The following is a 14677-nucleotide window of genomic DNA, read 5'->3' as shown; positions in this document are numbered from 1 at the left end:
CTTCAACCGGCTCAAACAGTTTCGCGACCTAGCCACCCGCTACGCCAAACGCGCCGCCTACTACCAAGCCGAACTCACCATCGCCGCCATCATCCTCTGGCTCCGATGACTTACAGGACACTTCCTAGGCCACCGAGTAGCGGCGCACCCCGTCCTCGACCAGGAGCATCAGCTTGCCCTGGTGCACGAGCAGGTCGAGGTGCGCGGCGGTCTCCAGGACGGCGAGCATCTGGTTGAACACGTCCAGCTCGCCGAGCTTGCGCTGCCGCCGCGTCCAGCCCAGCCGCAGCGCCGACTCGTACGCCGTCCGCGCACCGTCCACAATGGTCGTCGCGATGACGTCCAGCCGCTGGGCGTGGTGGTCCAGCAGCTCGTCGACGCGGGCGTGCACGCTGTCGGTCACCGGGCCGTGTGCCGGCAGCATCCGCCGGTCCGGCATGCCGCGCACCAGGCGCAGCGAGTCCAGGAAGTCGCGCAGCGGCATCTCCGCCACCGCGGGCTGGAACCCGATCGACGGCGTGATGTGCGGCAGCACGTGGTCGCCGGTGAACATCAGCCCGGCCGCGCCGTCGTCGAACACCACGTGCCCGGCGGTGTGCCCCGGCGTGTGCACGACGTCCAGCGAGCGGCTCGGCAGCACGGTCCGCCGGCCCGGCGTCAGCCACTCGTCGGGCAGCTCCCAGATCGAGGCCTCCGTGTTGCGGCCGTGGATTTCGAAAACCCGCACCAGCTCGTCGGCCACCGCGTCGGCGCCGCACGCCCGCAGCGCGGAGATCTGGCCGATGAGCGGCACCACGTCCGGATCGGCCGTCATGCGCAACGACGACTCCTCCAGTGAGCCCAGCGCGATCCGCCCGCCGAACTCGCGCCGCAGCGCGACCGCCTGCGTGTAGTGGTCCCGGTGCACGTGGGTGACCAGGAACTGGCTCACGTCACCGAGTTCGGCGCCCAGCCCCTTGAGCGCCGCGGCCAGCTGCTCGCGCGCCTCCGCCAGCGCCCAGCCGGAGTCGATGAGCACCAGGTCGTCGGCCTCGGTGAGGGCGTAGACGTTGACGGCCCGCAGCCCGTCGTTCGGCAGCGGCAACGGGATCCGGTGCACGCCCGGCGCCACGGTGTACAGGCCGGGCTCGCTCCACTCGGCGCTGCCTTCGGGAATTGGTTCCACGAGACCTCATCGTCCTTTCCGACCCGGGATATTTCACTTTGGAACTTCCCGGGTGGAATGTCCACCTGCCGCGGTTGAGACCCACGTCACCTTGGCCGCAGCGCGGTCTCCACGGTCAGCGCGGCGGCGATCACCAGGCTCGCCAGCGGGTCCGTGAGCTGCGCGAACACCTCGACGACGTAGCCGCGGCCGGGCTCCTCGGCCGCCCGCGCCACCTCGCTGCCCGCGGAGCCGGTGATGCGGAAGTCGCGCGGGGGCCGGTTCTCCAGCGCGCCGACCGGCCGTCCGTGGGCCGACAGGGCGAACCGGTGCGGCCCGTCGGGGGCGATCTCGCCGATCGGCGTCCCGTCGGCGCGGGTCACCAGAAAGCGTGAGTCGTGCACCCGCACTTTCAGCACGACACTTCCGCCGGAGTCGCGCACCGCGAAACAGTTCGGGCGGAACCGGGCCGATCCGGTGATCATCCGCAGCGCTTTCCGGAACGTGCCGTTCTCGGCTTCCGCGACGGTTCCCAGCGGCTGTCCGTACTGGTCCCGCACGCCGGATTCGGCCGCGCCGGCACGGTGGCTGACCACCAGGAAGGGCTCGGTGAACAGGGTGCCGCCGCCCACCTGCCGCGAACCGCTCGTCATGCCGGTCAAGGTTAGCCAGCGAAAATCAAGAACGGGAGACGACCGGTGAATTACGCGGATATGTCCGGTTGACCGGATTTCCGATTGCGGCCCCTTTTCGCCAATCGCCGCCGGTGCCATTTCCCGGCCGTCGGGGCCGGGGCGCGGGTGGCCGGGCGGCCGTGGAGGAGAATCGGGGTGTGAGCGAACACGTCTGGCCACCCGGTGCGGCCACCGCGGTGGGATCGATGCCCGGTACCGACCCGGCGGAGGCGGCCTCGGTCGTCTTCGGCGAGCTGCCCGACTTCCCGCATCTGCCGGAGCTGCCGGCCCGCGGCGTCGGCGCGGACCTGATCGGGCGGACCGCCGCGATGCTGGTCGACCTCGCGATCGAGGTCGTGCCCAGCGGCTACCGGGTCGCCGCCCGGCCGGGGCGCGACCACCGGCGGGCGGTCGACCTGCTGCGCTGGGACCTCGACGCGGTCACCGAAACGGGTGGCGCCCCGCTCATCAAGACGCAGCTGGCCGGGCCGTGGACGCTGGCCGCCGGGATCGAGCTGCCGCGCGGCCACCGCGTGCTCACCGACCGGGGCGCGGTGCGGGAGTTCACCGAATCGGTGCTGGAGGGGCTGGCCGCGCACGTCGGGGAACTGAAGGCTCGCACCGGCGCCGAGGTCGTGGTCCAGTTCGACGAGCCGACGCTGCCGGACGTGCTGGCGGGCGCCCTGCCCACGCCGTCGGGCTACGGCAACGTCCCGGCCGTGCCCGAGCCGGAGGCGCGGGACTTGCTCGGCCGCGTGATCGAACGGGCCGGTGAGCTGACCGGGCAGCCGGTCGTCGTGCACTGCTGCGCCGCGCGGCCGCCGGTCGGCCTGCTGCACGCGGCCGGTGCGGGCGCGCTGGCGATCGACGCGACGTTGCTGGCCGGGGCGCCCGCGACCCTGCTCGACGAACTCGGCGAGGCCTGGGACAGCGGGACCGTGTTGTTCCTGGGCCTGGTGCCCGCGCTGGAGCCCGCGCGGCGGCCGTCGCTGCGGGAGCTGGCGCAGCTCGCGCTGGCGCTGGCCGACCGGCTCGGGTTCGCCCGCTCGACCCTGGCCGACCGCGCGGTCCCGACGCCGACCTGCGGCTTCGCCGGGGCGAGCGCCGACTGGACGCGCCGCGCGCTGAAGCTGACCACGGATCTGGGCAAAGCGTTCGTGGAGCCACCGGAGGGCTGGTAGGACTTCGGCGATGCGATGGTTTCGACGACGCCGCGAGGACGACCTGCCCGACCCGCGCACGGCGTGGCCCGAGCAGGCGGTGCAAGGCGACCCGGTGGCGGCCGCGGAGCGGTTCTGGCGCCGCTGGGCGGAGATGCTGCCGGAGATCAGCGCGGCGCTGGGCGACCGCCAGCCGCAGCGCGTCGAGGGCGAGCTGGCCGCCGCCGTCGCCGAGCTGCACCCGAACCTGCACGTGTCACTCGAACGAGGCCAGCGGGCCATCTACGCCCTCGTGGTGAGCGGCCAGGAGGACCCCGCGCTGCGGCCGTTCACCGACGCGTGGAAGGCCGCGGCGCCGCCCGAGGACGCCATCTGGGAGTACCACGACTCGGTGCCGCCGGTGCCCGATCCGACCGGCGTGACGGTGAACCTCGGGACGCGGTCGGTCGCGCTGGCCGACGTCCGGGTCGCCGCGCAGGTCGACGAGGCCGACGGGGTCGCCGACGTCGCGGTCCACCACCCGCTGCTGGGTGAACTCGACGCGGCCACCCGGGCGGCGATGACCTTCCTGCCGCTGGACGCGACGCTCGGGGAACGCCTCGCGGCGAAACGGTTACGCAGGGTGGAGGCGGCCGAGACCGAGCCCGCCGGCGCCATCACGCTCCTGGAACTGCGTGACCTGGTCCGCGGTCTGGACGAGGAACGCCCGGAAACTGTCGGGGGTGCTGACTAAGCTGACCGACTGTGAGTGAGACTCCCGCCGCACAGGACGTCACCGAGGTTCCCGCCGAGGTCCGCGAGCGCCACGGCGCGCTCGCGGAAGAGGTGCGCGGGCACCAGTTCCGGTACTACGTGCTGGACTCGCCGGTCATCACCGACGGCGAGTTCGACGAGCTGCTCAAGGAACTGGAGCGGCTGGAGTCGGAGTACCCGGGCCTGGCCACGCCCGACTCGCCGACCCAGAACGTGGGCGGCACGTTCTCCACCGACTTCGTCGCGGTCGACCACCTCGAACGCATGATGAGCCTGGACAACGTCTTCGACGAGGAGGAGTTGCAGGCGTGGGTGGACCGGGTGGAACGCGAGGTCGGCGGGGCCACGCAGTACCTGTGCGAGCTGAAGATCGACGGGCTGGCCATCAACCTGCTGTACGAGAAGGGGCGGCTGGTCCGGGGGCTCACCCGCGGCGACGGCCGCACGGGTGAGGACGTCACGCTCAACGTCCGCACGCTGGAGCAGGTGCCGGAGACGCTGACCGGCACCGACGAGTACCCGGTGCCCGACCTCGTCGAGGTGCGCGGCGAGGTGTTCTTCCGCGTCGAGGACTTCGCCGAGCTGAACGCCCGGCTGGTCGAGGCGGGCAAGCCGCCGTTCGCGAACCCGCGCAACACCGCGGCCGGGTCGTTGCGGCAGAAGGACCCGAAGGTCACGCGCAGCCGCAAGCTGCGGCTGATCTGCCACGGGCTGGGCAAGCGCGAGGGTTTCGAGCCGGCGCGGCAGTCGGAGGCCTACGAGGCGCTGGCGGCGTGGGGGCTGCCGGTGTCCGGCCACACCAAGGTGGTCGACAAGGCGTCCGAGCTGCTGGACCACATCCGGTACTGGGGCGAGCACCGGCACGACGCCGAGCACGAGATCGACGGCATCGTGGTGAAGGTCGACCAGGTGTCGCTGCAGCGGCGGCTGGGCAGCACCTCCCGCGCGCCGCGGTGGGCCATCGCCTACAAGTACCCGCCGGAGGAGGCCACCACCCGGCTGCTCGACATCCAGGTCAACGTCGGCCGCACCGGCCGGGTCACGCCGTTCGCGGTGATGGAGCCGGTGAAGGTGGCCGGGTCGACGGTGGCGATGGCGACGCTGCACAACGCGCAGGAGGTCAAGCGCAAGGGCGTGCTGATCGGCGACCGCGTGGTGATCCGCAAGGCGGGCGACGTGATCCCCGAGGTGCTCGGTCCCGTGGTCGACGTGCGCACCGGGGACGAGCGCGAGTTCGTCATGCCCACGTTCTGCCCGGAGTGCGGCACGAAGCTGGCGCACCAGAAGGAGGGCGACGTCGACATCCGCTGCCCGAACGCGCGGTCGTGTCCCGCGCAGTTGCGGGAGCGGCTGTTCCACCTGGCCGGGCGGGGCGCGTTCGACATCGAGGTGCTCGGTTACGAGGCGGCGACGGCGCTGCTGGAGTCCGGTGTGGTCGTCGACGAGGGCGACATCTTCGATCTGGACGAGGAGAAGCTGGGGCGGGTCGAGCTGTTCCGCACGAAGGCGGGGGAGCTGTCGGCCAACGGGCGCAAGCTGCTGGCCAACCTGGACAGCGCGAAGGACCGTCCACTGTGGCGGGTGCTGGTGGCGTTGTCGATCCGGCACGTCGGCCCGACGGCGGCGCAGGCGCTGGCGCGCGAGTTCGGCTCGCTGGAGGCGATCGAGAACGCCGACGAGGCCGCGATGGCCGATGTGGACGGTGTGGGCCCGACGATCGCGAACGCGCTGCGCGAGTGGTTCGCCGTCGACTGGCACCGCGAGGTGGTGGAGAAGTGGCGCCGCGCCGGGGTCCGGATGGTGGAGGAGCGCGACGAGTCGGTGCCGCGCACGCTGGAGGGCCTGTCGATCGTGGTGACCGGTTCGCTGAACACGTTCTCCCGCGACGAGGCCAAGGAGGCGATCATGTCGCGCGGCGGCAAGGCCGCGGGATCGGTGTCGAAGAAGACGGCGTTCGTCGTGGTCGGCGACGCGCCGGGCTCCAAGTACGACAAGGCGGTCCAGCTGAAGGTCCCCATCCTCGACGAGGCCGGTTTCCAGGTGCTGCTGGACCGGGGCCCGGAAGCCGCCGCCGAGGTGGCGCTACCGACGGAGGAGCCGGGCGGTGAGTGAGGTGTCGGTGCGGCCGGCGCGGCCTGAGGAGTTCGCGGCGGTGGGGGCGCTGACCGTGTCCGCCTACGTGGCCGACGGCCTGATCGCCGCGGACGACGACTACGTGCGCGAACTGAGCGACGCCGCTCACCGCGCCGCGCACGCCGAACTGCTGGTCGCCACGGACGACGATGGCCTGCTCGGCTCGGTGACGATCGTCCGCCCGGGCACGCACTACTCGGAAATCGCCCGCGACGGCGAGCTGGAGTTCCGCATGCTGGCCACCGCAGCGGCCGCCCGGGGCCGCGGCGTCGGCGAACTCCTGACCCGCACGGTCGTCGAGAAGGCCCGCGAGATCGGCGCATCGGCGGTGGTGATGTCCAGCCTGGACGCCATGAAGACGGCCCACCGGCTGTACGAACGCCTGGGTTTCAGCCGCCTCCCCGAGCGGGATTGGGAGCCGCTGCCGGGCCGGTGGCTGCGTGCTTTCCGGCTGGCCCTGTGAGGAAACCCGCAGGAGTGTGCGCCCGTCAGATCGCAGTTGGACGACGCGCCAGGGTGGATCACGGTCTCATGTACGGCGGCGCATCACAATCACGCCGATGCCGAGGGTGAGGAAAGCTCCTGCGAAGCAGAAGTACATGCCGATTCCGTTTTGTCGTTCGTTGGGTACAGCGCACGCGAGGGGCAAGCTGATCAGGCCGATGCTGACGAAGATCACAGTCCTGTGCCGTAGCTGAGGCAGCAGTCGTCGTCTTGTTGCGAACGTGACGGTCAAAGCGCCGGCGGCGCCCATCAACGCCAGTCCCGGAACGGCGCCTGGCCAGTTGCTGCCCTGTGCCCAGGCTTCGCCTGTCAGGACACAGACGAGTCCGGCGACAGTCATCCCCCATATCCGCCGGCCGCCATGACCAGGAGGCCAAGAAGGGAGAAACGCCTCCGGATTGTGTGCGGGTGATCGACATACACGATGTGCTGGACGGTGTGGGATTGATCGAATCGCACGTCGCCATTGATCGTGTGAGCCTGGACGACCGATCCTCGAACCGTTCCTTCGACCAGGTTCCGGCATTCTGGGCGCGGTCCCTCGTCCGGCGCAAAAAACCCGCGTAGCGACTACAAACCCGAACCCCGCGCCTGAATAGCGCGGACCACCGCGGCCATGTCTTCCCTGCCGTACCCCAGCGCCACAGCCTCGCCGTAGAGGGCGTGGCACACGTCCAGCAGCGGTGACGCCAGCCCCGCCGCGCGGGCGGCCTCCGCGACCAGCCGGTTGTTCTTCAGCACGTCCGCGATGGCCGCCTGCACCTCGAAGTCCCGCGCCACCAGCTTCGCCACCTTCACCCGGGACACGTCGCTCGCCATCGGGCCCGCGTTCAGCACCTCCACGAACCGCCCCAGGTCCAGGCCCTGCCGCTCGGCGAAGTGCGTCGCCTCGGCCAGGCCCGTCACCATCGTGATCAGGTACAGGTTCACCGCGAGCTTCATCAGCAACCCGCCCGGCACCGGCCCGCACTCGACCACCTGACGGCACATCGGCGCCAGCAACGGCCCCACCTCGGCCACCGCGCCCGGCTCGCCCGCCAGCATCGCCACCAGCTGACCCGCCTCGGCCGGCTTGCGCGACCCCGACACCGGCGCCTCGACGTACCGGCCACCCGCCGCCGCGACCTCGGTCGCCAGCCCGCGTGAATACTCCGGCGACGTCGTCCCCATGTGCACGACGATCCGCCCGCCGACGTTCGCCGCGAACTCGCTCCCGCCACGGCCCAGCGCGGCATCCACCGCGGCGCCGTCGGCCAGCATCAGGAACACGACGTCCACCCGGCGGCACACCTCGGCCGCGCTCCCGGCCACCTCCGCGCCCGCCGCCCGCAGCACCTCGGCCTTGGCCGCGGTCCGGTTCCACACGACGAGCGGCGTCCCCGCGCGGACGAGGTTGAGCGCCATCGGCGTGCCCATCACGCCCAGCCCCAGGAAACCCAGCTTCATGCGAGCACCCTAGCGCGCGATTATGACACTTGTCATGACCCGCTGAGGTGGGCGATCAGCTCGATCAGCTGCCGCCGGAAGGCCGCGTCGCCGCCGAGCGCGCCGATGACGGACGAGTCGTCCCGTGCGATCTGCTCCGAGGTCGCCAGGACGTCCTCGCCCGCCGGGGTGAGCCGCGCCAGGGAGCGGCGGCCGTCCAGCGGATCGGGCACGCGAGTGACGTACCCCGACCTGGACAGCCGGTCGAGCGTGCGGCTCATCGTCTGGTCGGTCACCTGGCACCGGCGGGCCAGCGCCCGCTGCGACAGCGGCCCACCGCGCAACGTGTGCAGGGCGATCAGCCCGGCGTGCGACAGCCCGAGCGTCTCGAGCCGCGCCGTCCACCGCTGCTCGACAAGCCTCGCCGCGGCCGACAGCAAGCGCCCGGTGGGCCAGGACGCCATCCCTTCCTCACCCGGCGCCGGCGCTCCGCCGCCCGGAGGCTGCCCCGGAATCGGGGATCCCGCTGGGGATCCCGCTGGGGATCGCGGTGCCGCGCCCTGTCCCATGCGGCCCGCCACCGCGTCGCCGCGCCGTGCCCGTTTTGCCCGGCCTTCCTCTGCGGCCAACCGCACCTCCCGGTAATGTTCAGCCTGCTGAACAATTCTCCGATCCCTAGGACTGTATTAGCCCATGAGGACCGCACGCTGGCTCGTCCCCGCCCTGCTCGTCGTCGCCTGGCTGGTGCTCGGGGGACTCGGCGGCCCCTACGCCGGCAAGCTCAGCGACGTCTCCACCAACGACAACTCGGCCTTCCTCCCGGCCTCCGCCGAATCCACCCGCGCCCTTGCCGAACAGCGCACCTTCTCCACCGACGAGACCCTGCCGGCGATCGTCGTCGCCGAGCGGGCCACCGGCGTCACGCCCCAGGACAGCGCCTTCCTCACCGAGGCCGCGGGCCGCATCCAAGCCATCCCCGGCGTCACGAACGCCGCGAGCCCGCAACCCTCCCGGGACGGCCAGGCCCTCGAACTCACCGTCTCCGTCCGGGTCGGCGGCGAACCCGGCGAGGTCGTCGAGCAGATCCGCGCCCAGCTCGAAGCCGCACCCGAGGGGCTCACCGTCCTCGTCACCGGTCCGGCTGCCCAGATCGCCGACCTGGTCACCGCGTTCGGCGGCATCGACGGCCTCCTCCTGCTGGTCGCCGGCATCGTCGTGGCGTTGATCCTCGTCGTGGTCTACCGCAGCCCGCTGCTACCGCTCGTCGTCCTGCTCTCCGCCGTCTTCGCGCTCGGCCTGGCCAGCCTGGTCGTCTACGTCCTCGCCGACCACGGCGTGCTCACCCTCAACGGCCAGAGCCAGGGCATCCTGTTCATCCTCGTCTTCGGCGCGGCCACCGACTACGCGCTGCTGCTGGTCTCCCGGTTCCGCGAGCAACTCCGCGACACGGAGAACCGCTACGAAGCCGTCAAACTGGCCTGGCGCGCCACGCTCAAGCCGATCGCCGCCTCCGCCGGGACCGTCGTGCTCGGTGTGCTCTGCCTGCTGTTCTCCGACCTGCAGTCCAACCGCGGCCTCGGCCCGGTCGCCGCGATCGGCATCGCCGCCGCGTTCGGAGCCTCGGTCACCTTCCTGCCCGCCGCGCTCGCCCTGCTCGGCCGCGCCGCCTTCTGGCCGATCCGGCCCGAGCTCGGCTCACCGCACCCGGAGTCGAGCGGCATCTGGGGCCGCATCGCCGAGGCTGTCGCGCGCAAGCCCCGCGCGGTCTGGATCGGCACCACCGTCCTGCTGCTGGCCGGTGCGGCGTTCGTGCCACAGCTCAAGGCCGGCGGGGTCGCCCAGTCCGACCTCTTCCTCACCCCGGTCGACTCGGTCGCCGGTCAGGAGGTCCTGGTCGAGCACTTCCCGGGCGGCTCCGGCTCACCGACCACCATCATCACCAACGCCGGCCAGGCCGAGGCGGTCGCGCGGGCCGCGCGGGTGGACGGCGTCGCCCAGGTCGCCGCGGCGCCCAACGTGGTCAACGGCCGCGTTCAGGTCGTCGCGATCCTCACCGACGCCGCCGACTCCGAGGCCGGGCTCGGCACGGTCGGCCGCATCCGCCAGGCCGTGCACGCCGTGCCCGGCGCGGATGCGCTGGTCGGCGGCACCACCGCGACCCAGCTGGACACGCAGGAGACCTCCGAACGGGACCGCGCGGTGATCATCCCGATCGTCCTCGTGGTGATCTTCGGGGTGCTCGCGCTCCTGCTGCGGGCCCTGCTCGCGCCGTTGCTGCTGATCGCGACCGTCGTGCTGTCCTTCGCCGCCACCATGGGCGTGTCCGCGCTGGTGTTCAACCACCTGCTGGGCTTCCCGGGCGCGGACCCGGCGGTGCCGCTGTTCGGGTTCGTCTTCCTGGTGGCGCTCGGGATCGACTACAACATCTTCCTGATGACCCGGGTCCGCGAAGAAGCACTCCACACGAACACCCACGACGGCACGCTGCGCGGGCTCACGCTCACCGGCGGCGTGATCACCTCGGCGGGGGTCGTGCTCGCGGCGACGTTCGCGGCGCTGGCGGTGATCCCGATCCTGTTCCTGGCCCAGATCGCGTTCATCGTCGCGTTCGGCGTGCTGCTCGACACCCTGATCGTGCGGTCGCTGCTGGTGCCGGCCCTGACGCTGGACGTCGGGCGGCGGATCTGGTGGCCCTCGACGGTGCCGTGATCAGCCGTCGAGCACGACGGCGACGATCCCGGCCAGGTGGGCCAGGCGCGCGACCTCGGCCGCCCGGAACATCGGCCCGCCGGGGCGGCCGACGAGCAGCGCCTTGTCCGGCTTCCCGAGCGGCGTCGCGGCCAGCTCGGTGCCCAGCTCCTGCCAGGTCTCCGGCACCCACGAGTCCTCGGAGTCCAGGATCGTGGCGCGCTCCAGCGGCAGCCACGGCAGGTCGGTGATCGGCGCCTCGGGCGACGCGCTCGAGGACGCCAGCCGGTCCACACCCGCGTCGCTGACCGACACCACGATCGCCCAGCCCGCGCGGATGATCCGCGGCACGCCCTCGACCAGCACCGACAGCCCGGAGGCCGGCTGCGCGGCGATCTCCTCGACCAGTTCCAGCTCGCGGTGGGTGTCCAGCACACCGGCGTACGGCCGCACCGCGTCGACCTCGACGCCCTCCACGCTCTCCGCCGCGGTGATCACCGCGTCCGGCAGCCGCCCGGAGGGGAGTTCGACGACCATGTCGTCGATCGCGACGCCGCCGCCGCGCTCGACCACGTCCACCGAGAGGATGTCCGCCCCGATCATGCCGAGAGCCGTCGCGACCGCTCCGAGGGTTCCTGGCGTGTCCGGGAGCTGCACCCGGATCAGGAAGGACAACGTGAACCCCTCTCGGGTCCGGCGCTCCCGCCTCGCCGGGGAGCGCAACCGGCCGCTGATTGTGACAGACGAAAGCCGTCACGGGGAGCCATCGTCTGCCTACCGAGACCGGATCGCGCGCCCGCCGTGAACAACCCGGTCGAGGTCGCAAGGCCCGCCGCCATAGACTTGGAACTCACCGAAACACCGATCCGCACACCCCGGGAGTCACCCGCGTGCCCAACATTTCCCGCGACGAGGTCGCGCACCTGGCCAAGCTCGCCAGGCTCGCGGTCACCGACGACGAGCTGAACGTTTTCGCAGGTCAGCTCGACCAGATCCTGGACGCGGTGGCCAAGGTCAGCGAGGTCGCCGCCGACGACGTGCCGCCGACCTCGCACGCCGTGCCGCTCACGAACGTCTTCCGCGAGGACGTGGTCCGGCCCGGGCTCACCCAGCAGCAGGCCCTGGCCGGTGCGCCGGCCGCCGAGGAGGGCCGCTTCCGGGTGCCGCGGATCCTGGGGGAGGAACAGTGACCGACCTAACACGTCTGCCGGCCGCCGAGCTGGCCGAGAAGATCCACGCGCGCGAGGTGTCCTCGGCGAAGGTCACGCAGGCGCACCTGGACCGCATCGGCGAGGTCGACGACCACGTCCACGCGTTCCTCACGGTCGACGCCGAGGGCGCCCTCGCGGCCGCCCGCGCGGTCGACTCCGCCCTGGCCGGCGGCCAGGCCCCGGCCTCGCCGATCGCCGGTGTCCCGCTCGCCCTCAAGGACGTGCTGACCACCCGGGGCCTGCCCACGACCTGCGGGTCGAAGACCCTGGAGAACTGGATCCCGCCGTACGACGCGACGGTCACGCGCAAGCTGCGCGAAGCCGGCGTGCCGATCCTGGGCAAGACCAACATGGACGAGTTCGCGATGGGCTCCTCCACCGAGAACTCGGCGTTCGGTCCCACGCACAACCCGTGGGACCACGCCCGCATCCCGGGCGGCTCCGGCTGTGGCTCGGCCGCGTCGCTGGCCGCGTTCGAGGCGCCGCTGGCGATCGGCACCGACACCGGCGGCTCGATCCGCCAGCCGGGCGCGGTCACCGGCACGGTCGGCGTGAAGCCGACCTACGGCGGCGTGTCCCGGTACGGGCTGGTGGCGTTCTCGTCCTCGCTCGACCAGGCCGGGCCGTGCGCCCGCACCGTGCTGGACGCGGCGCTGCTGCACGAGGTCATCGCCGGGCACGACCCGCTCGACTCGACCTCGATCGACGCGCCGGTGCCGCCGGTCGTCGCCGCCGCGCGCGAGGGCATGCGCGGCGACCTCAAGGGCGTCAAGGTCGGTGTGGTCAAGGAGTTCAGCGGCGAGGGCTACCAGGCCGGGGTGCAGCGTTCGTTCGAGAACGCCGTGGACCAGCTGCGCGCGCTGGGCGCCGAGGTCGTCGAGGTGTCCTGCCCGAACTTCGTCTACGCGCTGCCGGCGTACTACCTGATCGCGCCGAGCGAGGCCTCGTCCAACCTGGCCCGCTTCGACGCGATGCGCTACGGCCTCCGCGTCGCCGACGACGGTTCGCACAGCGCCGAAGAGGTCATGTCGCTCACCCGCGAGGCCGGTTTCGGCCCCGAGGTCAAGCGCCGCATCATGCTCGGCACGTACGCGCTGTCCTCCGGCTACTACGACGCCTACTACGGCTCGGCGCAGAAGGTGCGCACGCTCGTCAAGCGCGACTTCGACGCGGCCTTCGAGAAGGTGGACGTGCTGGTCTCGCCGACCACCCCGACCACCGCGTTCAAGATCGGCGAGCGCGTCGACGACCCGATGGCCATGTACCTCGCCGACCTGTGCACCATCCCGGCGAACCTGGCCGGCAACGCCGCCATGAGCGTGCCCAGTGGACTGTCCGATGAGGACGGTCTGCCGGTCGGCCTGCAGATCATGGCCCCGGCGCTGGCCGACGACCGGCTCTACCGGGTCGGCGCCGCCTACGAGGTCGCGCGCGGCTCGATCATCGACCGGGTTCCGGAGCTGAAGGGAGTCTCGGCGTGACCGCCGTTGCCGAAGTGATGGACTACGCCGAGGTCGTCGAGCGGTTCGACCCGGTGCTCGGGCTCGAGGTCCACGTCGAGCTGAACACCAAGACGAAGATGTTCTGCGGCTGCGCCAACGAGTTCGGCGGCGAGCCCAACACCCACGTGTGCCCGACCTGCCTCGGCCTGCCCGGTGCGCTGCCGGTGCTCAACGGCAAGGGCGTCGAGGGCGCGATCCGCATCGGGCTGGCGCTCAACTGCGAGATCGCCGAGTGGTGCCGGTTCGCCCGGAAGAACTACTTCTACCCGGACATGCCGAAGAACTTCCAGACCTCGCAGTACGACGAGCCGATCGCGGTCAACGGCTACCTGGACGTGACGCTGGACGACGGCGAGGTCGTGCGCGTGGAGATCGAGCGCGCGCACATGGAGGAGGACACCGGCAAGTCGCTGCACGTCGGTGGCGCCACCGGGCGCATTCACGGCGCGGAGCACTCGCTGCTCGACTACAACCGCGCCGGCGTGCCGCTGATCGAGATCGTCACCAAGCCGATCGTCGGCATGGGTTCGCGGGCGCCCGAGGTGGCGCGCGCGTACGTGACCGCGCTGCGCGACCTGCTGCGTGCGCTGGACGTGTCCGACGTGCGGATGGACCAGGGCTCGCTGCGCTGCGACGCCAACGTGTCGCTGATGCCCAAGGGCACGACCGAGTTCGGCACCCGCACCGAGACCAAGAACGTCAACTCCTTCCGCAGCGTCGAGCGCGCCGTGCGGTACGAGATGACGCGGCAGGCCGCGGTGCTGGTCGCCGGTGGCAAGGTCACCCAGGAGACCCGGCACTTCCAGGAGTCCGACGGCACGACCTCGCCGGGCCGCACCAAGGAGACCGCCGAGGACTACCGGTACTTCCCGGAGCCCGACCTGGTCCCGATCGCGCCGTCGCGCGAGTGGGTGGAAGAGCTGCGTGGGACGCTGCCGGAGATGCCGGCCGCGCGCCGCAAGCGCATCCAGACCGAGTGGAACCTGTCCGCCGAGGAGCTGCGCGACCTGTTCAACTCGGGCGCGGTCGAGCTGGTCGAGGCGACGGTGGCCGAGGGCGCGAAACCGAACGAGGCCCGCAGCTGGTGGGTCAACTTCCTGGCGCAGGAGGCCAACGCCCGCGAGACCGAGATCACCGCGCTGCCGATCACCCCGGCGCAGGTCGCCCGGGTGGCCGCGCTGGTCGACTCCGGCGAGCTGACCAACAAACTCGCGCGCGAGGTCGTCAAGGGCGTGCTGGCCGGTGAGGGCGAGCCGGACGAGGTCGTGGAGAAGCGGGGCCTGAAGGTCGTGTCCGACGACTCGGCGCTGCTCGCCGCGGTCGACGAGGCGCTGGCCGCGCAGCCGGACATCGCGGACAAGATCCGCGGCGGCAAGGTGCAGGCCGCGGGCGCGATCGTCGGCGCGGTCATGAAGGCGACCAAGGGCCAGGCCGACGCCAAGCGCGTGCGGGAACTCATCATCGAGCGGGTGGGCGCCTGAGG

At 71.8% G+C, this 14677-nt stretch carries 15 protein-coding genes; 9 read left to right on the top strand and 6 right to left on the bottom strand.

Features of this window, described 5'->3' with window-relative positions:
• Nucleotides 1-124: 124 nt before the first annotated feature.
• Nucleotides 125-1165, bottom strand: coding sequence for an MBL fold metallo-hydrolase (locus tag D0D28_RS23220; protein WP_116112344.1), 1041 nt, complete (start codon nucleotides 1163-1165; stop codon nucleotides 125-127).
• A gap of 86 nt (nucleotides 1166-1251) precedes the next feature.
• Nucleotides 1252-1797 carry a hypothetical protein gene (locus tag D0D28_RS23215; protein ID WP_116112341.1) on the bottom strand — a complete coding sequence of 182 codons (546 nt, stop codon included), beginning with the start codon at nucleotides 1795-1797 and terminating at the stop codon, nucleotides 1252-1254.
• Nucleotides 1798-1976: 179 nt separating this feature from the next.
• On the opposite strand from D0D28_RS23215, the gene D0D28_RS23210 reads away from it, so the two are divergent.
• From D0D28_RS23210 to D0D28_RS23195, 4 genes are read left to right on the top strand one after another with little or no spacing between them, the layout of a single operon-like run.
• Nucleotides 1977-2999, top strand: coding sequence for a methionine synthase (locus D0D28_RS23210; protein WP_116112338.1), 1023 nt, complete (start codon nucleotides 1977-1979; stop codon nucleotides 2997-2999).
• 10 nt (nucleotides 3000-3009) lie between these two features.
• Nucleotides 3010-3711 (top strand): hypothetical protein, encoded by a 702-nt coding sequence (locus D0D28_RS23205; protein WP_116112335.1) that lies wholly within the window; start codon nucleotides 3010-3012, stop codon nucleotides 3709-3711.
• A gap of 11 nt (nucleotides 3712-3722) precedes the next feature.
• Nucleotides 3723-5843 (top strand): NAD-dependent DNA ligase LigA, encoded by a 2121-nt coding sequence (gene ligA / locus D0D28_RS23200; RefSeq protein WP_116112332.1) that lies wholly within the window; start codon nucleotides 3723-3725, stop codon nucleotides 5841-5843.
• On the top strand, nucleotides 5836-6327 hold the full coding sequence (locus tag D0D28_RS23195; protein WP_116112330.1) for a GNAT family N-acetyltransferase: 492 nt from the start codon (nucleotides 5836-5838) through the stop codon (nucleotides 6325-6327). The genes ligA and D0D28_RS23195 overlap by 8 nt, the downstream gene beginning before the upstream one ends.
• Before the next feature lie 66 nt (nucleotides 6328-6393).
• Here the strand turns inward: D0D28_RS23195 and D0D28_RS35785 are convergent, their stop codons facing one another.
• Entirely contained in the window at nucleotides 6394-6708 is a 315-nt protein-coding gene (locus tag D0D28_RS35785) for a hypothetical protein (RefSeq protein ID WP_162831161.1), read from the bottom strand.
• A 68-nt stretch (nucleotides 6709-6776) separates the two neighbouring features.
• Between D0D28_RS35785 and D0D28_RS35780 the strand changes: the two genes are divergently transcribed.
• The gene (locus D0D28_RS35780) at nucleotides 6777-6935 is read left to right on the top strand and encodes a hypothetical protein (protein WP_158224466.1); all 159 of its coding nucleotides are present in this window, start codon (nucleotides 6777-6779) and stop codon (nucleotides 6933-6935) included.
• Nucleotides 6936-6938: 3 nt separating this feature from the next.
• On the opposite strand, the gene D0D28_RS23190 is transcribed toward D0D28_RS35780, so the two are convergent.
• Nucleotides 6939-7814, bottom strand: a complete 876-nt coding sequence (locus D0D28_RS23190; protein ID WP_116112328.1) for an NAD(P)-dependent oxidoreductase — start codon at nucleotides 7812-7814, stop codon at nucleotides 6939-6941.
• A gap of 32 nt (nucleotides 7815-7846) precedes the next feature.
• Nucleotides 7847-8257, bottom strand: a complete 411-nt coding sequence (locus tag D0D28_RS23185) for a MarR family winged helix-turn-helix transcriptional regulator (protein ID WP_094007419.1) — start codon at nucleotides 8255-8257, stop codon at nucleotides 7847-7849.
• A 229-nt stretch (nucleotides 8258-8486) separates the two neighbouring features.
• Here D0D28_RS23185 and D0D28_RS23180 point away from each other — a divergent pair, with 229 nt between their 5' ends.
• Nucleotides 8487-10502, top strand: a complete 2016-nt coding sequence (locus D0D28_RS23180) for an MMPL family transporter (RefSeq protein ID WP_116112326.1) — start codon at nucleotides 8487-8489, stop codon at nucleotides 10500-10502.
• Here the strand turns inward: D0D28_RS23180 and D0D28_RS23175 are convergent, their stop codons facing one another.
• On the bottom strand, nucleotides 10503-11156 hold the full coding sequence (locus D0D28_RS23175) for an amino acid-binding protein (RefSeq protein WP_094007417.1): 654 nt from the start codon (nucleotides 11154-11156) through the stop codon (nucleotides 10503-10505). It abuts the gene before it with no gap.
• A gap of 215 nt (nucleotides 11157-11371) precedes the next feature.
• Between D0D28_RS23175 and gatC the strand changes: the two genes are divergently transcribed.
• The 3 genes from gatC to gatB are packed head-to-tail and all read left to right on the top strand — an operon-like array spanning nucleotide 11372 to nucleotide 14675.
• Nucleotides 11372-11671 (top strand): Asp-tRNA(Asn)/Glu-tRNA(Gln) amidotransferase subunit GatC, encoded by a 300-nt coding sequence (gene gatC / locus D0D28_RS23170; RefSeq protein ID WP_017987443.1) that lies wholly within the window; start codon nucleotides 11372-11374, stop codon nucleotides 11669-11671.
• Nucleotides 11668-13173, top strand: a complete 1506-nt coding sequence (gene gatA, locus D0D28_RS23165) for an Asp-tRNA(Asn)/Glu-tRNA(Gln) amidotransferase subunit GatA (protein ID WP_116112324.1) — start codon at nucleotides 11668-11670, stop codon at nucleotides 13171-13173. The genes gatC and gatA overlap by 4 nt, the downstream gene beginning before the upstream one ends.
• Entirely contained in the window at nucleotides 13170-14675 is a 1506-nt protein-coding gene (gene gatB / locus D0D28_RS23160; RefSeq protein WP_094007415.1) for an Asp-tRNA(Asn)/Glu-tRNA(Gln) amidotransferase subunit GatB, read from the top strand. The genes gatA and gatB overlap by 4 nt, the downstream gene beginning before the upstream one ends.
• Nucleotides 14676-14677: the final 2 nt, after the last annotated feature.

Origin of the sequence: Amycolatopsis ruanii, from assembly GCF_003385175.1 — a bacterium.
Lineage (GTDB): Bacteria > Actinomycetota > Actinomycetes > Mycobacteriales > Pseudonocardiaceae > Amycolatopsis_E > Amycolatopsis_E thermalba.
Note: the sequence above shows the minus strand (reverse complement) of the source record. Positions and strands in the feature narration are given on the sequence as shown.

Excerpts from the sequence above, each read along its gene's own strand:
- D0D28_RS23215 (WP_116112341.1), bottom strand. The coding sequence starts at position 1,797 with ATGACGAGCGGTTCGCGGCAGGTGGGCGGCGGCACCCTGTTCACCGAG.
- D0D28_RS23205 (WP_116112335.1), top strand. The coding sequence starts at position 3,010 with ATGCGATGGTTTCGACGACGCCGCGAGGACGACCTGCCCGACCCGCGC.
- D0D28_RS35785 (WP_162831161.1), bottom strand. The coding sequence starts at position 6,708 with ATGACTGTCGCCGGACTCGTCTGTGTCCTGACAGGCGAAGCCTGGGCA.
- D0D28_RS23190 (WP_116112328.1), bottom strand. The coding sequence starts at position 7,814 with ATGAAGCTGGGTTTCCTGGGGCTGGGCGTGATGGGCACGCCGATGGCG.
- D0D28_RS23185 (WP_094007419.1), bottom strand. The coding sequence starts at position 8,257 with ATGGCGTCCTGGCCCACCGGGCGCTTGCTGTCGGCCGCGGCGAGGCTT.
- D0D28_RS23180 (WP_116112326.1), top strand. The coding sequence starts at position 8,487 with ATGAGGACCGCACGCTGGCTCGTCCCCGCCCTGCTCGTCGTCGCCTGG.